Genomic DNA, 18,949 nt, shown 5'->3' with positions numbered 1-18,949 from the left:
CGTGGCGGGGGGGCTTACTTGTCACCAAGCCGGATGGCCTTGCTCACGAGCTGGTGCACGCCGCCCACCATGCTCATGTCAAAGCCGTACTGCGGCAACACCTTGGTGAACTGCGCCTTGCAGATGGCGCAGATGGTGGCCATGAAGTTCACGCCGTGTGCGTCCACCACGTTTTTCAGCGCTTCCATGCGGGGCAGCGCACCTTTGACGCGCAGCTCCAGCAGGTCGTCGGTGAGCAGACCACCGCCACCGCCGCAGCAGAAGGTGCGCTCATGGATGGTTTCGGGTGCCATGTCGTGGAAGTGGTTGGCCACCGCCTTGATGATCGCGCGCGGAATGGTGAACTGGCCGCCGGCGAAGTCGCCCATGCGCGAGGCGCGTGCCACGTTGCACGAGTCGTGGAAGGTGATGATGCGGTCGTCGTTGCGCTCTTTGTCGAAGCGCAGTGCGCCACGCACGATCAGATCGTGCGTGAACTCGCAGATGTGCATGGGCTGCTTGTAGCGCTGGTCGAGCTGGTTTTGCAGTTCGATGGCAAACGGATCCTGGCCACCGGCGCCGATGCCCGCCAGCGTGTTCCAGAAGCTGTAGGCCACGCGCCAGGCATGACCGCATTCGCCGACCACGATGCGCTTGACACCCAGCTCCAGCGCCGCCTGGCGGATGCGCAGCGCGATCTTGCGCATCTGCTCGTAGTTGCCGATGAACATGCCGAAGTTGGCCGCCTCGCTGGACATGCTCGAGAGCGTCCAGCTCACGCCGGCGGCGTGGAACACCTTGGCGTAGCCGATCAGGCTGTCCACATGGGGTTCGCTGAAGAAATCGGCCGATGGCGTGATCAGCAGCACCTCAGCGCCCTTGACGTCGAGCGGGAAGCGCACGTCCAGACCGGTTTCGTCCTTGGTGTCTTCTTCCAGCCCCAGCAGGGTGTCTTCCAGCGCCGGCCCCGGGATGCCCAGGTTGTTGCCGACGCGGTGCACCTTGCCGATGATTTCGTTGGAATATTTCTGCCCCATGCCGATCGAGGCCATGATCTCGCGCGCGGCCATGGTGACCTCGGCGGTGTCGATGCCGTAGGGGCAGAAGACCGAGCAGCGGCGGCATTCCGAGCACTGGTGGTAATAGCTGTACCAGTCGTCGAGCACCTCGCGCGTCAGATCCTTGGCGCCGACCAGTTGGGGAAAGTATTTACCCGCAAAGGTGAAATAGCGGCGGTACACCTGTCGCATCAGGTCTTGACGCGCCACCGGCATGTTTTTCGGGTCTTCGGTGCCCAGGTAGTAATGGCATTTGTCGGAGCAGGCGCCGCAATGCACGCAGGCATCCATGTACACGCGCAGCGAGCGGTATTTGCCCAGCAACTCGCCCATCTTGGCAATCGCCTTGGCTTGCCAGTCTGGCACCAGCTCGCCCGGGAAGCCCAGGTTTTTCTGGATTGCCTCGGATGCCACAAAGGGCTTGAGGTGCGCGCTGCTGCCCTCCCGGATCAGCGGAATGACCGGGTAGGGCTTGAGCTTGGGGGTGGTGAATCCGGCGGTGGCCATGGGGAATCGGGGCTCTGATTATTTGTCCAGCTTCGCAGCCCAGGAGGCCAGATGCCGGGCTTCGCGCGGGTTGTCGGACATGTTGCGCGTCGGGCTGAAGAACAGGCCGGGGGCGTGCAATAGCTTGCTGATGGGGAAGATGATCATCAGCACGGCCACCAGGAACATGTGCAGCAGCAGCAGCGGCTCAGCCGGCAGGGGCAAGATGCTGAACTGCATCAGGCCAAACACGAACGCCTTGACCGCCAGAATGTCCACGTCTGTGTAGAGGTTCATGCCCAGACCGGTCAGACCGATGGCCACCAGCAGCGCCAGCATCAGATGGTCCGAGGGGGTGGAGATGTAGCGCACGCGGTCCACCAGGAAACGCCGCGCCCACAAGCCAGCCAAGCCGAGCAGCATGGCGACGCTGGCGTAGTTGTTGTAGAGCGGAATCATGCCTATCGGCGACCAGAACTCTTCCAGGGTGAAGCGCACATGGTGAAACAACACCAGCAGCAGCGCGACATGGAACACCCAACTGAAGACCCAGGTCCACTTGCTGGCGCGAAACAGGCTCTGAAAGAACAGCAGTTCACGCGTCAGGCGCCAGCCCACACCGGCGCGCGTGAGCGGCGCCGGCGTGAGGGGAATCTTCAGCGGCGCCGGCGTCAGGGCGTACTGCCGGATCTTGAACGCCAGCCCGACCACCAGGATGGCGGCGGCCAAGTAATACAGCGCAGCGAAGAAAATCGAGAGAGCACTCATTACCTGACGGGTGTCGCCTCAGACGCAACCGGTGGGCTTGGGCAGTCCAGCGATTTTGCAGGCCTGCTTGGCGGGGCCGTAAGGGAACAGGTCGTAGAGGTACTTGCTGTTGCCCTTTTCTTCGCCGAACTGTTTGCCGATGGCCTTGGTCAACACGCGCACCGCCGGGGCGATCTGGTACTCGTTGTAGTACTCGCGCAGGTAGTTGATGACCTCCCAGTGGTTCTCGGTCAGCTCGACCTTCTCTTCCACGGCGATGTACTCGGCGATCTCCTTGTTCCAGTCGGCCAGGTTGATCAGGTAGCCCTCTTCGTCGGTCTCGAAAGTTTGGTCGTTGATAACGATGCTCATGGTTTGCTCCTCAGGTTCTAGGGATGGAAATGCGGATTGTTCTAGGCTCAGAGCCAGCTGTTCGAAGCGCTGTGTTCGGCCACCAGATCGACGAAGCCGCCGTAGTCGACCAGGCTCACGCCGCTCAGGGCGCGCGCACCCAGGCCGCGCGCGTCCAGATCGGGCTTGAGCGCGTAGAACTTGATCGGGTTGCCAGCGTCTTGCAGCCGGGCCTCGATTGGGCTGCCGGCGGTGGCGGCATAGACGCCGTCTTCGATCAGCAGCACGGCGTGGCCGGGCAGGGCCAGGCGCAGGCAGCTCTCGAGCGATTGGGTCTGATGGGGAGATTTGTTGACGATGTGCAGCATGGCGGTGCCCTCCTCAAAAACTAAGCAGCACGTCTTGCTGCGCCATCAGCTCGGCCATCTGGGCGCTGTCGAGCACCTCGACCGGCACCAGCAGATCGGCCTTGCTCAGTCCGCGCTGGGCAAGCGAGTCCTGGTCGACATAGAGCTTCTCCACGTCGTAGCCCTCCAGCGCCCGGTAGCTGGGCGAGAAGTTCTTGATGCCGATGTCCTTGGTCTGCTGGCCCTTGACCAACTGATAGACGCCATCGTCGATGAAAACCAGGCTCACGTCCTGATCCAGCGTGGCGGCGATCAACACCACCTCGAGGCTTTCGAGCGCGTAGATCGTGCCGTAGGGGGCCTTGCGGTTGATGAACATGAACTTTTTCATAGCAGCTCCTCCCGGGCCGCTTCAAAGGCGGACCGCGCCCCCGCGGGGGGCAGAGTACGAAGTGTAGGGGTGGGCATGGTCCGATCAGTCCCCAAAAGTCACGAGACGGTCGGCCTTGACCCCGCTGTCCACCAGTTGACCCAGGCCCGAGATGCGAAAGCCAGGGGCCAGCACCTCGTCCTTGATACCGCGGCGCAGCGCCGCCGCCACGCACACCACCAGATCGACCTTGTGCTCGGCCTGCAGCGCCGACCAGCGGTTGACGATATGGCGGTCGTCCTGCGGCGGATCGGTCAAGCGCGTGGCGTTGTTGACGCCGTCGTGATAGAAGAACACGCGCTGGATTTCATGGCCCTTGGCAATGGCCGCGATGCAGAACTGGTAGGCGCTGTCCGCTGCCTGATGGGTGTAGGGCCCCTCGCTGACGAGTAGTCCGAATTTCATGTGCTGGGTCCGCAGAAGTGGGTCAGAAACGGATGTGGGTCGAGGCGTTCAGGTTTGCACGCGAACCACGCCAGTCGTCGATCAGGTACTTGGTGAAGGGCAGATCGCACTTCTCGAAGAAGTTCGGCCAGCCGATCCGCTCCACCCAGTCCGACAGGCGCTCCCAGGAGCGCGCATCTTCCTTGTAGGTGTAGAGGATTTTCTTGACGATCTCCGACACCTCGGGCCAGCGCGGCGGGTTGTTGGGGATGCCGGAAGCGACCATCTTCATGAAGGTGGGTTTGCCACGGGCGTTGGAGTTCTTGCCGCCGACCCAGATGGCGAATTTGGAATGCTCCGGGTCGTTGATCTGCATCGGTGGGCAGGGTGGGTAGCAGGCGCCGCAGCAGATGCACTTCTTCTCGTCCACCTCGAGCGAGGGCTTGCCGTTGACCAGCGCCGGGCGAATGGCTGCCACCGGGCAGCGCGCCACCACCGCCGGGCGCTCGCAGGCGTTGGCCACCAGGTCGTGGTTGATCTTGGGCGGCTTGGTGTGCTGGATCACGATGGCTATGTCGGCCTGGCCGCCGCAGTTGATCTCGCAGCAACTGGTGGACAGGTGCACGCGGTTGGGCATGTCCTCGCGGATGAACTCCTCGTACAGGTCGTCCATCAGCGCCTTCACCGCGCCCGAGGCGTCGGTGCCCGGAATGTCGCAGTGCAGCCAGCCTTGGGTGTGCGCGATCATCGAGACCGAGTTGCCGGTGCCGCCCACCGGGAAGCCGCTCTCGGTCAGGGCCGAGATCAGCGGCGCGACCTTGTTCGGGTCCGACACGATGAACTCGATGTTCGAGCGGATGGTGAAGCGCACATGGCCTTCGGCGTAGGTGTCGGCGATGTCGCACAGCTTGCGGATGGTGTGCACGTCCATCTGGCGCTGGGTGCCGGCGCGCACCGACCAGACTTCGTCGCCATTGTGCGCAACGTGGTGCAGCACGCCGGGCCGGGGCCGGTCGTGGTACTTCCAGTTGCCATAGTTTTTGAGCAGGGTCGGATGCAGGTACTTTTTGTTGTCCGGCACGCCGCTTTCGATGGGGGTACGCAATTGGGCCATGGTGGTCTTCCCGTTGTCGTTGGGTATATGGGATGGAGGGCAGCCAGCGCCGCTCAGGCGGCCGCCTGCTTGCGGGCGTTGAACTTGGCCACCTCTTCGTCCCAGCCGTCGGTGCGCACATAGGGGTTGGTGCGCGGGGTGGAAACCATGTTCGGGTCCACCTCCAGATCGATGCCTTCGAGGAAGTTGACCAGGCCGATGCGCTCGATCATCTCGCCGGTGCGCTCGTGTTCCAGCGCGTTCTCGGCAAAGAAGTCGATGATCTTCTGCGCCAGTTTGACCAAGCCCTTGTAGTCTTCTTCGGTCTTGAGCGACATGAAGGGCACCACCACCGTGCCCATCAGGTCGCCGATCTTGAGCGTGCGCTTGCCGCCGACCAGGATCGTGGCGCCGGTGTCGGTGCCGTGCGCCAGCGCCCCGGTCATGACGTTGATGCAGTGCATGCAGCGCACGCAGTTGCTGTTGTCGATTTCCAGGCACTGGCTGTCGTTGATTTTCACGCTGGAGATCTTCGGCCCCTGCGCCACGTCCTTGACCTCCTTGAGCTGGATGGTCTTGGTCGGGCAGCGGTTGATGACGTCGTTGACCAGCTCGTTCATGCCGTGCTTGTCGAACCACTTGCGCGCCAGGGCCTCGTCGGTGCGCATGTTGTCGCGCCAGGTGCCGATAACCGCCATGTCCGAGCGCTGGATCGAGTTCATGCAGTCGTTGGAGCAGCCCGAGAACTTGAACTTGAACTTGTAGGGCAGCGCCGGGCGGTGGATGTCGTCGAGGAAGGTGTTGATGACCTGGCGGTGCGCCTTGGCCTCGTCGTAGCACGACTGCTCGCAGCGCGCCGCGCCGACGCAGCTCATCGCGGTGCGCACCGCCGGCCCGGCGCCGCCGAGGTCAAAACCGAGCTCGTTGATCTCGTCGAAAGCGTCCTGCACCTTGGCCGTGGTCGCGCCCTGGAACATGATGTCGCCCGACTGGCCGTGGAAGGCGATCAGGCCCGAGCCGTGCTTCTCCCAGACGTCGCAGAACTTGCGCAGGATGTCGGTGTCGTAGTGCATGCCGGCCGGCGGCATGACGCGCAGCGTGTGGAACTCGGCGGCATCCGGGAACTGGGGCTTGCCGTCGGCGTCCTTGAGTTCGGTGAAGCGCGGGATCACACCGCCGCCGTAGCCGAACACCCCCACCGTGCCCCCTTTCCAGAAGCCCTTGCGGGTGCGGTAGGACGTTTCGAGCTGACCCATGACGTCAACCATGTAGTCTTTTTCGCTCGCCAGCCGCTTGAGGCCGGTCACGAAACTGGGCCATGGGCCGCTCTCGAGTTCATCGAGCATCGGCGTGGCGTGCATCTTTTTGGCCATGACTTGTCTCCTGTTGGTGTGCCGTTTTCGACAACGGCGGTCTTGAAACCTTGGCATCGAACAGACTCAGCGTGCCCGTCTTTGCTTGCTGCGTATTTTGCGAGGCGCAGTGGACGTCATGCTATCCCCCGCGTTGGCTAGAGTGTGCTACCCAGATGGGTTATGGAACCCCACCTGTCCCGGCTATAGACCGACGAAACCGGAACCGATTTAATATGGTACACAAACAAGGCTTGCCCATGGGCGCCAACCTAAGAGTGACGGAGACATGAGCCAGATCACCCCGCTAGACCGATTCCGGGTTCCCCTCGGTGGGCAGGAAGTCGAGCTGCAACAGTTGGACCACGACGGTGGTGGCATGAGCCTGCTGCGCACGCGCATCCGAGAAGGCAGCCGCTTCACGATCTTCGACATCGACCCCCAGACCGCCGAACACTGGGGCCGGTCGCTGCTGCGTTGGGCGCAAGAGCAGGCCGAGCGCAAGGAGTCGTCATGAAACCACACCACAGCCATCTGCCCGGCGTTGCCACAGCATGAACACGAGCCTCGATGAGCCGCTGCCGTCCACCCTGGTGGACCTGGTCTATCCGCTGGAAGGCCACAGCCTGCCGCGCGATGCCGCGCCGGCCCTGCGCCTCGCGCTCGAGCGCGAGTTGCCCTGGCTGGCCGAAGAACCGCTGGCCGGCATCCACCCGCTCAAGCTGGTGCACGGCACCGGTGCCCAAGCCCTGCTGTCGCAGCGCACGCGCCTGCTGCTGCGCTTGCCGCGCCAGCGTTTCGATGTCGCCGCCAAACTGGCCGGACGCGCCCTGCAGATCGGCGCGCAGACGCTGACCCTGGGCCAACCACACCTGCGCGAACTGCTGCCCCACCACACCCTGTACGCCTACGCGGTGGCCGCCGAGTGCGACGACGAAATCGCCTTCATGCAGGCCATGAACGGCGCACTGGAGGCCCTGGCCGTGCGCTCGCAGCCGATCTGTGGCAAACGCCAGCAGCGCGACTGGCCTGCGGGCACCCAGACCACCTTCAGCCTGATGCTGCATGATCTCAGCAGGGTCGATTCGCTGCGCCTGCAGGAGCGCGGCCTCGGCGGGCACCGCTTGCTGGGTTGCGGCATCTTCGTTCCGCACCGGTCGGTCGCTGCGGTCGGCGCTTAGTTTTTTTCACCAACCCCCTCACACGGAGACTCAAGGATGGGCTACCTCATCAATGGCGTTGAACTTGAAACCGATGCCGAAGGCTATCTGCTCGAACCCGACTACAGCGCCCAAGCCGTGGAGGTGATCGCGGCGGCCGAGGGCATCGTGCTGACAGACGAACACTGGGCCGTCGTCAACTACATGCGCGATCAGTACCGTGAGCACGGCCACACGCCCAATTTCCGCAACATGCTCAAGGGCTACGGCGAGATCCGCGAGGGCGTGGACAGCAAGTACCTGTACGACCTGTTCCCGCTCGGGCCCGCCAAGCAGGCGGCGAAAGTGGCCGGGCTGCCCCAGCCCTTGGGCAAGGGCGGGTACTGAGCCCCCAGCACCATGGCCCTGCGCATCAAGAACCAGTGGTTTGACAGCGGGCGCCCGAAGTCCGCCAAGGAGACGGCGAGCGTCGTCGCCTTCATCGTCTGGCGCGCGACGCAGAACATGGTCAAGCAGATGCGCCAGGCCCGCTTCGACATCGAGGTCGGCCCGCAGTATTTCGCTTTCATGCGCGAAGTTCTCGGCTTCTTGTGCCAAGTGGTGGACCGCATGGCGTTCGAGCGCATGGACGCCGAACAACGCGCAGAGTTCACCGCTGCCCTGGTGCGCCGCGTGGCCGAAATCCTGGAAGAGAGCGAGCAGGAATGGCTGGGGCCGCCGCCCGCCGACACCGACAGTTGGCGCAACCAGTTCATCGCTTTCTTCAACGAGCTTGGCGCGGCCTACGCCGACTTCGGCCACGGCCCCGACGGGCCGGACTTTGCCTTCGTGCGCTACCTGGGCAGCCGCATCGAGGGCGTGATGCCGGCCAAGGACCGCTACTGGGTCATAGACCAAATGATGGCCTATGAAGTGCCCGAGGCCTTGGAGCTGGTGCGCCGCGGCATGCAAGGCGCCCTGTCCACCGAGCCACGGCCCAAGAGGCGTGCCTCCATGAGCGGAGATTGACCATGTCAGGCACGGCACCCAACCCATTCGACCTCGACCAGCCGCAGGCCTACGCGCAGTGGCGCGCGGCCCGGCTGGCGACGATGCCGCAGCGCCCAGAAGACCTGATCGTCGATGTGGCCGACCCACGTTGCCTGAGCCCAGACGAGCGCACGGCGCTGCTGCGCACCTGCGCGCGCGCCAACATGGTGGTCTACCGCAGCCCAATTGCGTGCGAAGACAAGGCGCTGCCGCGCTTGCTCGGCGCGCAGTTGGGCCTGCACCGGCTCGATGCCAACTGGCTGGCCGACGAAGACGGCATCTCGCCGATCGCGGTGTCGGCGCAGCAGCTGGGCGCCCGCGCCGACTTCATCCCCTACACCGACAAACCGATCCGCTGGCACACCGACGGCTACTACCACCCGCAGTCGCGCCGCATCGAAGGCATGTTGCTGCACTGCGTGCGCGCGGCGCGTGAGGGCGGTGTCAGCGGGCTGGTGGATCATCACCGCCTCTACATTGCGCTGCGCGACGCCAACCCGGCGTGGGTGCGTGCGCTCATGGCGCCCGACGCCATGACGATACCCGAACGGACCGACGAGCAGGGCGTGGCCCGCCCGGCCCAGAGCGGCCCGGTGTTCAGCGTCTTGCCGGACCGTGACGCAGGCCACGTGCTGCACATGCGTTACACCGCGCGCACGCGCAGCATCGCCTGGAAAGACGACCCCGACACGCGCGCGGCGGTCGCCTTTCTCGAGCAACTGCTGTCCAGCACTGCGCCCTGGATCTTTCGCCTGCTGCTGCAACCGGGCATGGGCCTGGTCTGCAACAACGTGCCGCACGAGCGCAGCGCCTTCAGCGACGACCCGCTGCGCCCGCGCCTGCTGTACCGCGCGCGTTACCTGGACCGCGTCGCTGCGCCGCCCCCGGCCGATCGGCGCGCGCCGCTGCTGGCCGTGCCGGAGCTGCAATCGTGAGCCACTGGCTGACCCTCTGGCGCGCCGCCCAGATCGTGGGCGTGTCGCGCGGTGCGCTGCAGCAGCAGGTGCGCTCGGGTGCGCTGGTGCTGACCGAGGGCCTGGTGTCCAGCGACGAGCTGCTGCGGCTGTATCCCGACGTGCAGCTCGAAGAGACCGGTATGCTGGAGCGCGTGACCCACATCCGCGACGAGGCTTTCGGCAAGCGCTTGCGCGAGCGGCTACTTCCCAGTCAAGAGGTGCTGGCACAGCGGCTGTTTCACCAGACGCAGGAGCTGGCCGATGTGCGGCGCCTGCTGCAGCGCTACCACGCCCTGGTGCTTGCGCTGCAGACGCGCATCCATGCCCTGCAAGAGAGCGGCGCCACGCCGCTGGCGCTGTCTGAACTGCAGGATTTTGTCGACCACGGTCTGGCGCAGGCCCTTGCGACCGAACAGGCCGACCTGCTCACGGTGATGGACGACATGCTCAAAGTCATGACAGCCCAGGTCACGGTGCGCCCCAGCGGCCACCAGTTCGTTGTCGAGGGACACGCCACCCTCCTGCAGGCCGGCCTGCTCGCCGGGCTCAAGCTCAACTACGGTTGCGGCAACGGCACCTGCGGCATGTGCAAGGTGCGCGTGATTTCCGGCCAGGTCGTGCGCACCCAAGCCTTTGACTACCCGCTGTCCGAGGCCGAACGCGCCCAGGGCTACACGCTGGCCTGCGCCCACACCGCCGCCAGCAGCGAACTGACGCTGGAGCTGCTGGAGGCCAGCGGCCCGCAGGACATCCCGCAGCAGCAGATCGTGACCACGGTGCGCGCCGTCACCCAGCTCGCGCCGGGCACGCGCCAGTTGCACCTGCAGACGCCGCGCAGCCACCGCCTGCGCTTTCTGGCCGGTCAGTCGGTCACGCTGGGCCTGCACCGCCCAGACGGCAGCGACGTGCACGCCCAGTACCCCATCGCCAGTTGCCCGTGCGACGACCGCAACCTGCTGTTCTTCATCGAACACCACCCGCTCGATTCCCTGTCGGACCAGCTCTTTGCGGACCGCATCCAGCCGGGCGACAGCGTCACGGTATGGGGGCCGGTGGGCGATTTCGTGCTGGCCGAGAGCACGAGGCCGCTGGTTTTCGCCGCCTGCGACACCGGCTTTGCGCCAGTCAAGAGCCTGATCGAGCACGCCTTGGCGCTGGACAGCGCGCCCTCGCTCTCGCTCTTCTGGCTCGCCACGCGGCCCGACGGTCACTTCCTGGCCAACCAGTGCCGCGCCTGGTCGCAAGCGCTGGACCTGTTCGAATACGAGCTGCTGGCCGAGCCCGACGTGGCTTTTGGTGCGCTGCAACTGGCGCGCGCCATGCGTGCCGATCTGTTCGAGATCAACTGCGACTTCTACCTCGCAGGCCCGGCGCTGTTCGTGCAAGCGCTCGACGCCGAGTTGCGTGCGGCGGGCGTGCCGGCGGCGCAGATCCACAGCCTGGTGCTGGCCGTTCCGGTCGGGGAGTTGGCATGACGCTACAGCTCGATGCAATGCCCGCCTCAGCCTGCAGCGGCAACGAGACCTTCGCCCTGCGCGTGCTCGGCACCAGCATGGAGCCCGAGTTCCTGGAGGGCGAGATCATCCTCATCGAGCCCGATGGCCAGTTGCGCGACGGCAGCTTCGTGCTGGCCCAGCACGAAGGCGAATGGATCTTCCGCCAGCTCTGCCAGCAGGCCAACGGCTGGATGCTGCACGCGCTCAACCCGGCCTTCCCCGACCATTCGCTGCCCGATCTGTCGCTGGTGCGCGGCGTCGTCATCCAGAAGGCGCTGCCCGGGCGGCGCCGTGCCAGCAAACGCTACGTCTGAGGAACCCATGCCCTACTACATCTACCGCATCAAACCCTTCGGTCTGCTCGAACCCTTGGAAGAGCATGGCGCCTTTGGCGCGGCTTCTGCCCAAGCCAAGGCGCTGCGCGCCGCGCTGCCGCCCAACAGCCCCGACAAAGTGAAAGTGATCTTCGCCGAGAACGCCTTGCAGGCCGAAGAACTGCTGTGCCAGGTGCGCGAGCCCGGCCACCCGGGCGAAGAATAACCCCTGGGGCTGGGCATGGTCGATGAGGCTGCGTACCGCCGCACCGTGGCCGAAGCCCAGCGCTTGCCCTGCGTGTTCAGGGCGGCCTTGCTGGCGCGTCAGGCGGTGTGCGAACTGGCTGAGCGTCACTGCGTCGCCGAGCGCGAGGTGCTGGCCTGCTGCTCAGCGCCGGCGCACCTGAACTGCGAAACGCTGGAGCGCCTGTTCGTGGAGCGGGCCACCTTCCCGCTGAAACTGTACCCCGGTGTGCCGCTCACCCACGGCACCGTCATGCGCCTGCACTGTGGCGGTTTGCAGGGTTTGCAGCAGGTGCTGGGTGCGCCGCAAGCCGATGTGCACCGCATGGTGGTGCAAGCCCAAGAGGAACACGAGGGCAGTCTGGTGCACCTGCCCTGGGGGCGCATCGTCGCGCAAATCGTGGCCTGGAAGCCGCGCCGACGCGCCGAAAAACCAGAACCGTAATCAGCGTTGCTGCCACTTCATGGTGGCTGCGGCACCGACGATGATGCCGGCCAGCGCCATGAAGGAGCCGACTGCCAGCGTGGACACGCCCGACACGCCTTGCCCGACGGTGCAGCCGATTGCGAGCACGCCGCCAAAGCCCATCAGCACCCCCCCGAGGAGCTGGGTGCGCAAGTCCTCCACCGAGGCAAAGCCTTCCCAGCGAAACTGCTTGGTGCTGATGGCGTAGACAAACGAACCGAGCACCACGCCAATCGCAGTCGCAATGCCGAAGGTCATGACCAGCGACTGGTCGGTCCAATGCAACAGCATGTTCAGGCTGAAAGCCACCGGTGCGACAAAGCTCATCGACTCCAGGGTGCGGGTATTGGTCGCGAAGTACACCGTTTCGAGCGTATCCGGGTCTTCACCGTGGCCGATATTGCCGGTCAGGAACCACGCCGCCACCACCAACAGACCCAGCACCAGCCCACCGATGATGTGCGACAGATTGCTGCGGAAACGTTTGTCCTTGAACACAAAGGCCAGCAAGGCCAGGACGATCACGGTCATGGTGATCAGCAGCGCCGTCGGTTCCGGCAGGCCGGTCAGCGCGGACAGCAGATGCGGCAGACTCTGATCGCTCAAGCCCCACTGCGACAGGTCGATCGCTACCGGGTCCAGGTAGCTGGTGCGCCACTGACCAAACAGGCCCCTGAGCGTCATGTAGGCCGAAATCGCCACGACAATCAGCACCACCACCGAACGCATGCTGCCGCCGCCCACGCGCACCAGGTTTTTGTTGACGCAGCCCGAGGCGATGGTCATGCCCACGCCGAACATGACACCGCCCAGCAGCAGCGACAGCCAAGGCAGCACCGGCCGTTGGTAGATCGTATCCGACAGGTTGATCAGCTCGAAGAAGTGGAGCAGGTTGGCCCCGAGGATCGCCACCGCGATGGTCAGCAGCCACATGCGCATGCGCCCCCAGTGCTCCATGTTGACCACGTCGGAGATTGCACCCATGGTGCAAAAGTTGGTCTTGTTGGCAACGGCACCAAAGATGAAGGCCAGCAGAAAAGCGCCCACCACCACCAACGTGGCCGGATTGATTCCTTCGGTCATATGCATCGCTCCATTTCAGCACAGAAAACGCACCGCATATCGAAATCTTTCATTGCAGCGCCCGACCCGATGGATTCCGCTCAGGGAATTCAGGCTTTTTTCAGGAAGAACACGAACTTGCCGTTCTCGGTGCTGTGCTCGAGCAGGGTATGGCCGGTCTGCTCGGCGAAGGCGGCCATGTCGCATACCGCACCCGGGTCGGTCGCGATCACGCGCAGGATCTGGCCGCTGGCCATGTCGGCCAATGCTTTTTTGGTTTTTACGATGGGCATCGGGCAGGCCAAGCCGGAAGCGTCAAATTCTTTGTTGAATTCCATTTGTGTCTCCTGGGTTATAGCGGCTTTCATGCCGCAACGGCCGTGATTCTGCATGAGGCCCTCTGGTGCGCCTATCACCGCATTGGATGAGGATGACTAACCCATCTGGGTGATGCGGCGCACCGGCAGCGCTCCCCAGAACCTGCGGCATGGCCGGCACCGGCCTCAGACGATCTGGCAGACCTCGGCGAAGTCCGGCCGCGGGCTGCGCGGGTAGAGTTGGCTGGCGTCGCCATAACCCAGGCTGCAGATGAAGTTGACCTCGATCGAGGTGCCGGCGAAGAATGCAGCATTCACCTGCGCGGCGTCGAAGCCAGACATCGGCCCGCAGTCGAGGCCGAGGCCGCGTGCGGCGAGCATCAGATAGGCGCCCTGCAGGCTGCTGTTGCGAAAGGCGGTGGCACGGGTCAGCTCGGCATTGCCGGCGAACCACGATTTTGCGTCCACATGCGGGAAGCGTTGCGGCAGCGAGTCGGGAAAGTTCATGTCCATGCCCAGGAGGGCGGTGACCGGCGCGGCCTGCACCTTGGCGCGGTTGCCCTCCATGAGGGCGGGGATGAGGCGCGCTTTCGCCGACGCCGACTTGACGTAGACCACGCGCAAGGGCCAGCAGTTGGCGCTGGTCGGGCCCCATTTCATCAGCTCATGCAATTCGGTCAGCAGGGCATCGGGGACGGGCCGGTCCAGCCAGCCGTTGTGGCTGCGGGCGTTGCGAAAGAGTTGGTCGAAGGTGGCGTGGTCGAGCTTCATGGCGTCACCTTTCAGAGCAGCGGCACGCCGGTCTTGCTCTGGATTTCGTCGCGCGTCACCTCGGGCGCCAGCTCCACCAGCCTGAGGCCCTCGGGGGTCACGTCCATCACCCCCAGGTCGGTGATGATGCGGTTCACCACCCCCTTGCCAGTGAGCGGCAGGGTGCATTGCGGGATGATCTTCAGGTCGGTGCTGCCGTCTTTTTTGCGCGCCACATGCTCCATCAGCACGACCACACGCGGCACGCCGGCCACCAGATCCATGGCGCCGCCCATGCCCTTGACCATCTTGCCCGGAATCATCCAGTTGGCCAGGTCGCCGCTGCCGGTGACCTGCATCGCGCCCAGGATCGAGAGGTTGATCTTGCCGCCACGGATCATGGCAAAGCTTTCGTGGCTGCCAAAGATCGACGAGCCCTTGATCGTGGTCACGGTCTGCTTGCCGGCGTTGATCAGGTCGGCATCGACTTCGTCTTCGTAGGGGAAGGGGCCGATGCCGAGCATGCCGTTTTCGCTCTGCAGCCAGACTTCCATGTGGTCGGGCACGTGATTCGCCACCAGCGTCGGGATGCCGATGCCGAGGTTGACGTAAAAGCCGTCCTGCAATTCTTGCGCCGCACGAGCGGCCATCTGGTCTTGGGTCCAGGGCATGATTCTTGGCTCCTTGCTCAAACTTTGCGGTCGCGCGTGGTGCGCTTTTCGATGCGCTTTTCGGGCGTCGGGTTGTGCACGATGCGGTGCACGTAGATGCCGGGCAGGTGCACGTCGTCGGGGGCGATGTCGCCGGTGGCGACGATGCGCTCGACTTCGACGATGCACAGCTTGCCGGCCATGGCCGCAGCCGGGTTGAAGTTGCGCGCCGTGAGGTGAAAGCGCAGGTTGCCCGACAGGTCGGCCACGTCGGCCTTGACCAGCGCCACGTCGGGCCGCAGGGCGCGCTCCATGACGTAGGTGGAGCCGTCGAAGTCGCGCAGCTCCTTGCCCTCGGCCACCATGGTGCCGACGCCGGTTCTGGTGAAAAACGCCGGGATGCCGGCGCCGCCGGCGCGCAGTTTTTCGGCCAAGGTGCCCTGCGGCGTGAACTCGAGCTCGAGCTCGCCGGCCAGGTACTGGCGCTCGAACTCTTTGTTTTCGCCCACGTAAGACGAGATCATCTTGCGGATCTGGCGCGTCTCGAGCAGCTTGCCCAAACCAAAGCCATCGACCCCAGCGTTGTTGGAAATCACCGTCAGGTCGCGCACGCCGCTGTCGCGCAGCGCGTCGATCAGTGCCTCGGGGATGCCGCACAGGCCAAAGCCGCCCACCGCAATCAGTTGCCCATCGGCCACCACACCCTGCAGCGCCGCCGCCGCACTGGGATAGACCTTGTTCATGCACGCTCCTGTGTAGTTGATGGGTTTGCATTGTACGGGCGCGGCGCCCCACCCTACCCCGCCCTACTGACGTGCCGTGCGCACCGGCTCGGGCGGCTGCTGCGGGTGGCTGCAGCGCCAGGGGTTGATGTCGAGCCCGCCGCGGCGCGTGTAGCGCGCATAGACGCTGAGCTTGAGCGGGCGGCAGCGCTGCCAGAGGTCGAGGTAGATGCGCTCCACGCAGTGCTCGTGAAAGCCGCTGTGCCGCCTGAAGCTGACCAGGTAGCGCAGCAGACCAGCTTGATCGATCGGCGCCCCGCTGTAGGCGATTTGCACGCTGGCCCAGTCCGGCTGGCCAGTCACGGGGCAGTTGCTCTTGAGCAGGTCGCTCGTCAGCACCTCTTGCACCACGGCCTGGCTGGGGTCGGCTTGCAGGTGCTGCGGGGCGGGCTCGTAGTCGCTGCACGCCTTGTCCAGCCGATCCAGGCTCAGGCCCTCGAGCGCCTGCAAGCGCTCCTGGCCAAACTGCGCCGGGCGCAGCAGCCGCACCCCCACGCCGCCGCTGCGCTCGCTGCCGCGCCACAGCGCCTCGGTCAGATCGTGGCGCAGGCGCTGCTGCACCGCTTCGGCGCTCTCGAACACGCTCTGGTGGTAGCTGTTGAGGTAGAGCTTGAACGACTTGCTCTCGAGCATCTGCGGCGTTTCGCAAGGCACGGTGAAATGCACGATCGCCAGTTGCGGCTTGCCGCGCGCATTGAGCCAGCTGAGCTCGTAAGCCGTCCACAGATCGGCCCCCAGAAAGGGCAAGGGGTGGCCCAGCCCCAGCTCGGCGCGCTTGGGCGCACGCGGCAGCGGGCACAGCAGCGTTGGGTCGTAGCGCTCGGGGTACGCGGTGGGCTGGCCGAGCAGCAGGGGCTGGGCGCCAGCGGGGGGCACGGGGTTGCCGGGCGGCAGGGGCTGGGCGCCAGCGGGGGGCACGGGGTTGCCGGGCGGCAGGGGCTGAGCGGGCGGTGGGCAGGTGGACGACATCGGCGGGATGGGGCTGGAGGGGCTGGAGGGGGGCATCAGACAAAGTGGTGTTCGCGCAGCCATTTGGTGGCCACCCACTTTTCGCCCTCCCACACCGGCGCGCTGCCGTGCAGGGTGCGCGTGCTGGGGTGCGGGCGTTCGTAGGCAAAATACAGCGCCTGGCCGCAGTGCGGCAGCACCTCGAGCCCCAAATCGGGGAAGGTGGTGGCTCCGCCGCGCGGCACCTGGTTGAGGTAAATCAGCACCGTGGCCAGGCGCTGGCCGCCGCGCCGCGTCAGCGCGGGGGTGCCGGGCTCGTCTGGGTCGAAGTAGTCGTAATGCGGCTTGTACTCGCCGCCCTCGGGGTAGTGCAGCACCTGCAAGCCCTCGCCCTTGTCTACGGGCCAGCGCAGCAGACGGGCGATGCGCGCTTCCAGGCGCCGCACCAGTTCGGTTTCGGCGCGCCCAAAAAACATGCCGCTGCTGGTGCGGTCGGGGTTGATTTCGCTGCCCCCGCTGCGCGTCTGCACGGTGAGCGAGCGCTTGAGCCGCGGCCGCGCGGCCTCGATCAGCTGCGCGCACTCGGCCGGCGTGAGCAGCCCATCGAACAGCGCCAGCGGTGGCTGCTGCAAGCGCAGCCGCAGCTCCACCGACAGATCGCCGCAATCCAGGCAGCGCTGCGCCGCGCCCCAGTCGGGCTGCGGCAGGGCCAAGGGCGCGGGGGCTGGTGGGTCGGTGGGGGGCATGGCTGTGGACAGGGCAGCGGGGTTGCAAGGGCTGGGGCAAGACTGGCTGGCGGCAGGCGGCGGCTGTGGCAGCGGCGTTCAGGCCGACAAGCGGAACACCAGCCGGTCGGGCCCTGATTCGCTGGCCACGTAGCGGTAGCCTTCGGCGTCAAAGGCCTTGAGCTGCTCGAGGCTGATGGCGCGGCAGTCGATGGCGTGGCGCATCATCAGGCCGCGCGCGCGCTTGGCGGCAAAACCCATGACTCGGTAGCGCCCGCCGTGCAGTTGCTCAAACACGCAGTGCAGCACCCGCGGCTGCAGGGCCGACGCATCCACGGCCTTGAAGTATTCCTCGCTGGCCAGGTTGACGACCAGCGGCACCGGGTCGGTGCTGGCGCGCTGATTCAGGTAGTCGCTGATCTGGCGGCCCCAGTACTGCACCAGGTTCTTGCCCCGGGCGGTGGCCAGCCGGGTGCCCATCTCGAGCCGGTAGGGCTGCATCAGATCGAGCGGACGCAGCACGCCGTACAGGCCGCTCAGGATGCACAGGTGCTGCTGCGCCCACTGCAGGTCGGCTTCGCTCAAAGTGCGCGCCTGCAAGCCGTCGTACACGTCGCCGTCAAAAGCCAGCAGCGCCTGCTTGGCGTTGGCGGGCGTAAAAACCGGCTGCCAAGCCTGAAAGCGCGCCGCATTGAGCGCCGCCAGCTTGTCGCTCAGGCCCATGAGCGCGGCCAGTTCGTGCGGGGCCAGGGTGCGCAGCTGCGCCACCAGTTCGGCCGCCTGCGCCACAAACTGGGGTTGGCTGTGGCTGGCGCTATGCGCCGGGGTCTCGAAATCGAGCGCTTTGGCGGGCGACAACAAAAACAACATCGGTGACGGGTCCTCTGGTCTGCGGTGGGGGCGGTGGGGCTCTGGCTGCAATTATCGGGGCAGCGCAGGGCGGTGGGCGGGCTGGGGCCGCCGGGCCAGGCGGGGGCGTTCTTGCTTAGGCGTCCTGCGGCCGCAATGGCGCTGCGATCGCCCCCTCCCAGTCCGGTGGCCCCAACCCGCAGCCCCCGCTCGGCCTGGCTGGGGGCGCCGGGCCAGCGGCCCCAGCCCGTGCGCCGCTAGCGCCAGTTCTCGACCTGCAAGCCGCTGACCCGGTTGAACTCACCCACATTAGAGGTCACCAGGATCAGGCCGCGTGCCACGCCGGTGCCGGCAATCAGCGCATCGTAGGCGCCGATGGGTTGGCCTTGCAACTTGAGGGCTGCGCGAATGGCCGCCGTGGCCTGCGCATCGGCCTCGTTGAAGGGCACGGTGCCCACGACCGAGAACAAGGCATCGAGCACCGGCGCCAGCTTGCGGGCGCGCTCGCTGTTGAGCGCCAACCCGTAATCGATTTCCATGCGCGTGAGCGCCGAGACCACGATCAGCTTCGGTGAGGTCGCCTTCAGGCGGGCCATCACGCCCGCTTGGCCCTTGACAAAATCCGAAACCGTGCAAGTGTCGAGCAGGTACTTCATGCCAGCGGGTCGTCAGCAGGTGCCTTGAGCCGCTCGCGACTGGCTTCAAACGGCGGCACATCGGCGATACCCTGAAAGCAGGCCACGGCCTGGGGCCACTGGGGCTGGGATTGCTGCGCCAGCCACTCGCGCACCGCAGCACGGATCAGCGCATTGCGGCTCTGCCCCACCTGCTGGGCCATGGCGTTGAGCTGCTGCCCGGTGCTGTCGTCGAGATAGATGTTGAAGTGCATGGCGATCTCCGTACGCTGGGCGTCCAGTATAACACTTTGGTATGTTATATCACACAAGGGTCAATTGACCTACCCCCAACAGCAGC

27 protein-coding genes are annotated in these 18,949 nt (G+C 65.5%); 9 read left to right on the top strand and 18 right to left on the bottom strand.

Annotated elements, in window-relative coordinates; all coding sequences use genetic code 11:
- Nucleotides 1-14 precede the first annotated feature (14 nt).
- The 8 genes from dsrK to dsrA all read right to left on the bottom strand — a co-directional run bounded on the left by dsrK (nucleotide 15) and on the right by dsrA (nucleotide 6,248).
- The gene (gene dsrK / locus AAAZ40_RS05410) at nucleotides 15-1,544 is read right to left on the bottom strand and encodes a sulfate reduction electron transfer complex DsrMKJOP subunit DsrK (RefSeq protein WP_476661533.1); all 1,530 of its coding nucleotides are present in this window, start codon (nucleotides 1,542-1,544) and stop codon (nucleotides 15-17) included.
- Nucleotides 1,545-1,562: 18 nt separating this feature from the next.
- Nucleotides 1,563-2,291, bottom strand: coding sequence for a respiratory nitrate reductase subunit gamma (locus tag AAAZ40_RS05405; protein ID WP_476661532.1), 729 nt, complete (start codon nucleotides 2,289-2,291; stop codon nucleotides 1,563-1,565).
- A gap of 18 nt (nucleotides 2,292-2,309) precedes the next feature.
- Entirely contained in the window at nucleotides 2,310-2,642 is a 333-nt protein-coding gene (locus AAAZ40_RS05400) for a TusE/DsrC/DsvC family sulfur relay protein (protein WP_476661531.1), read from the bottom strand.
- A 47-nt stretch (nucleotides 2,643-2,689) separates the two neighbouring features.
- Nucleotides 2,690-2,989 carry a sulfurtransferase complex subunit TusB gene (gene tusB / locus AAAZ40_RS05395; protein WP_476661530.1) on the bottom strand — a complete coding sequence of 100 codons (300 nt, stop codon included), beginning with the start codon at nucleotides 2,987-2,989 and terminating at the stop codon, nucleotides 2,690-2,692.
- Nucleotides 2,990-3,002: 13 nt separating this feature from the next.
- Nucleotides 3,003-3,359 carry a sulfurtransferase complex subunit TusC gene (tusC, locus tag AAAZ40_RS05390; protein ID WP_476661529.1) on the bottom strand — a complete coding sequence of 119 codons (357 nt, stop codon included), beginning with the start codon at nucleotides 3,357-3,359 and terminating at the stop codon, nucleotides 3,003-3,005.
- Between the two features lie 84 nt (nucleotides 3,360-3,443).
- Nucleotides 3,444-3,803: a sulfurtransferase complex subunit TusD gene (tusD, locus tag AAAZ40_RS05385; protein WP_476661528.1), complete on the bottom strand. Its 360-nt coding sequence runs from the start codon at nucleotides 3,801-3,803 to the stop codon at nucleotides 3,444-3,446.
- A gap of 22 nt (nucleotides 3,804-3,825) precedes the next feature.
- Nucleotides 3,826-4,896 carry a dissimilatory-type sulfite reductase subunit beta gene (dsrB, locus tag AAAZ40_RS05380; protein WP_476661527.1) on the bottom strand — a complete coding sequence of 357 codons (1,071 nt, stop codon included), beginning with the start codon at nucleotides 4,894-4,896 and terminating at the stop codon, nucleotides 3,826-3,828.
- Nucleotides 4,897-4,949: 53 nt separating this feature from the next.
- Nucleotides 4,950-6,248 carry a dissimilatory-type sulfite reductase subunit alpha gene (gene dsrA, locus AAAZ40_RS05375; protein ID WP_476661526.1) on the bottom strand — a complete coding sequence of 433 codons (1,299 nt, stop codon included), beginning with the start codon at nucleotides 6,246-6,248 and terminating at the stop codon, nucleotides 4,950-4,952.
- Between the two features lie 268 nt (nucleotides 6,249-6,516).
- On the opposite strand from dsrA, the gene AAAZ40_RS05370 reads away from it, so the two are divergent.
- The 9 genes from AAAZ40_RS05370 to AAAZ40_RS05330 are packed head-to-tail and all read left to right on the top strand — an operon-like array spanning nucleotide 6,517 to nucleotide 11,870.
- On the top strand, nucleotides 6,517-6,744 hold the full coding sequence (locus AAAZ40_RS05370) for a DUF6967 family protein (protein ID WP_476661525.1): 228 nt from the start codon (nucleotides 6,517-6,519) through the stop codon (nucleotides 6,742-6,744).
- 37 nt (nucleotides 6,745-6,781) lie between these two features.
- Nucleotides 6,782-7,408 (top strand): type I-MYXAN CRISPR-associated protein Cas6/Cmx6, encoded by a 627-nt coding sequence (gene cas6 / locus AAAZ40_RS05365; RefSeq protein ID WP_476661524.1) that lies wholly within the window; start codon nucleotides 6,782-6,784, stop codon nucleotides 7,406-7,408.
- Nucleotides 7,409-7,444: 36 nt separating this feature from the next.
- Entirely contained in the window at nucleotides 7,445-7,774 is a 330-nt protein-coding gene (locus tag AAAZ40_RS05360) for a TusE/DsrC/DsvC family sulfur relay protein (RefSeq protein ID WP_476661523.1), read from the top strand.
- Between the two features lie 12 nt (nucleotides 7,775-7,786).
- Nucleotides 7,787-8,395: a hypothetical protein gene (locus tag AAAZ40_RS05355; RefSeq protein WP_476661522.1), complete on the top strand. Its 609-nt coding sequence runs from the start codon at nucleotides 7,787-7,789 to the stop codon at nucleotides 8,393-8,395.
- A gap of 2 nt (nucleotides 8,396-8,397) precedes the next feature.
- The gene (locus tag AAAZ40_RS05350; protein WP_476661521.1) at nucleotides 8,398-9,351 is read left to right on the top strand and encodes a TauD/TfdA family dioxygenase; all 954 of its coding nucleotides are present in this window, start codon (nucleotides 8,398-8,400) and stop codon (nucleotides 9,349-9,351) included.
- Nucleotides 9,348-10,847 carry a 2Fe-2S iron-sulfur cluster-binding protein gene (locus AAAZ40_RS05345; protein WP_476661520.1) on the top strand — a complete coding sequence of 500 codons (1,500 nt, stop codon included), beginning with the start codon at nucleotides 9,348-9,350 and terminating at the stop codon, nucleotides 10,845-10,847. Before AAAZ40_RS05350 ends, AAAZ40_RS05345 begins: the two co-directional genes overlap by 4 nt.
- A gap of 17 nt (nucleotides 10,848-10,864) precedes the next feature.
- Nucleotides 10,865-11,182 (top strand): S24 family peptidase, encoded by a 318-nt coding sequence (locus tag AAAZ40_RS05340; protein WP_476661519.1) that lies wholly within the window; start codon nucleotides 10,865-10,867, stop codon nucleotides 11,180-11,182.
- A gap of 7 nt (nucleotides 11,183-11,189) precedes the next feature.
- Nucleotides 11,190-11,408, top strand: coding sequence for a hypothetical protein (locus tag AAAZ40_RS05335; RefSeq protein ID WP_476661518.1), 219 nt, complete (start codon nucleotides 11,190-11,192; stop codon nucleotides 11,406-11,408).
- Nucleotides 11,409-11,423: 15 nt separating this feature from the next.
- Nucleotides 11,424-11,870, top strand: a complete 447-nt coding sequence (locus tag AAAZ40_RS05330; protein ID WP_476661517.1) for a hypothetical protein — start codon at nucleotides 11,424-11,426, stop codon at nucleotides 11,868-11,870.
- Here AAAZ40_RS05330 and AAAZ40_RS05325 read toward each other — a convergent pair whose 3' ends face one another.
- From AAAZ40_RS05325 to AAAZ40_RS05280, 10 genes are all read right to left on the bottom strand, one after another.
- Nucleotides 11,871-12,974, bottom strand: a complete 1,104-nt coding sequence (locus AAAZ40_RS05325; RefSeq protein WP_476661516.1) for a YeeE/YedE family protein — start codon at nucleotides 12,972-12,974, stop codon at nucleotides 11,871-11,873.
- A gap of 89 nt (nucleotides 12,975-13,063) precedes the next feature.
- Nucleotides 13,064-13,291, bottom strand: coding sequence for a sulfurtransferase TusA family protein (locus AAAZ40_RS05320; RefSeq protein WP_476661515.1), 228 nt, complete (start codon nucleotides 13,289-13,291; stop codon nucleotides 13,064-13,066).
- 165 nt (nucleotides 13,292-13,456) lie between these two features.
- On the bottom strand, nucleotides 13,457-14,041 hold the full coding sequence (locus tag AAAZ40_RS05315) for a malonic semialdehyde reductase (protein ID WP_476661514.1): 585 nt from the start codon (nucleotides 14,039-14,041) through the stop codon (nucleotides 13,457-13,459).
- 11 nt (nucleotides 14,042-14,052) lie between these two features.
- Nucleotides 14,053-14,691, bottom strand: a complete 639-nt coding sequence (locus tag AAAZ40_RS05310) for a 3-oxoacid CoA-transferase subunit B (RefSeq protein ID WP_476661513.1) — start codon at nucleotides 14,689-14,691, stop codon at nucleotides 14,053-14,055.
- A 17-nt stretch (nucleotides 14,692-14,708) separates the two neighbouring features.
- Entirely contained in the window at nucleotides 14,709-15,413 is a 705-nt protein-coding gene (locus AAAZ40_RS05305; RefSeq protein WP_476661512.1) for a CoA transferase subunit A, read from the bottom strand.
- 63 nt (nucleotides 15,414-15,476) lie between these two features.
- Nucleotides 15,477-16,457 carry an NADPH-dependent 7-cyano-7-deazaguanine reductase QueF gene (gene queF, locus AAAZ40_RS05300; RefSeq protein ID WP_476661511.1) on the bottom strand — a complete coding sequence of 327 codons (981 nt, stop codon included), beginning with the start codon at nucleotides 16,455-16,457 and terminating at the stop codon, nucleotides 15,477-15,479.
- The gene (locus AAAZ40_RS05295) at nucleotides 16,457-17,146 is read right to left on the bottom strand and encodes a 2OG-Fe(II) oxygenase (protein ID WP_476661510.1); all 690 of its coding nucleotides are present in this window, start codon (nucleotides 17,144-17,146) and stop codon (nucleotides 16,457-16,459) included. Before AAAZ40_RS05295 ends, queF begins: the two co-directional genes overlap by 1 nt.
- Nucleotides 17,147-17,224: 78 nt before the next feature.
- A complete protein-coding gene (yaaA, locus tag AAAZ40_RS05290) occupies nucleotides 17,225-17,995 on the bottom strand; it encodes a peroxide stress protein YaaA (protein WP_476661509.1) in 771 nt (256 codons plus the stop codon).
- Nucleotides 17,996-18,231: 236 nt separating this feature from the next.
- Nucleotides 18,232-18,630, bottom strand: coding sequence for a PIN domain-containing protein (locus AAAZ40_RS05285; RefSeq protein WP_476661508.1), 399 nt, complete (start codon nucleotides 18,628-18,630; stop codon nucleotides 18,232-18,234).
- Complete coding sequence (locus AAAZ40_RS05280) at nucleotides 18,627-18,863, bottom strand: ribbon-helix-helix domain-containing protein (RefSeq protein WP_476661507.1); 237 nt, start codon at nucleotides 18,861-18,863, stop codon at nucleotides 18,627-18,629. The genes AAAZ40_RS05285 and AAAZ40_RS05280 overlap by 4 nt, the downstream gene beginning before the upstream one ends.
- Nucleotides 18,864-18,949: the final 86 nt, after the last annotated feature.

The organism is Serpentinimonas sp. SMBJO2, from assembly GCF_056341105.1.
The sequence above is the reverse complement of the archived record's forward strand: the minus strand, read 5'-3'. Positions and strand labels throughout refer to the sequence as shown.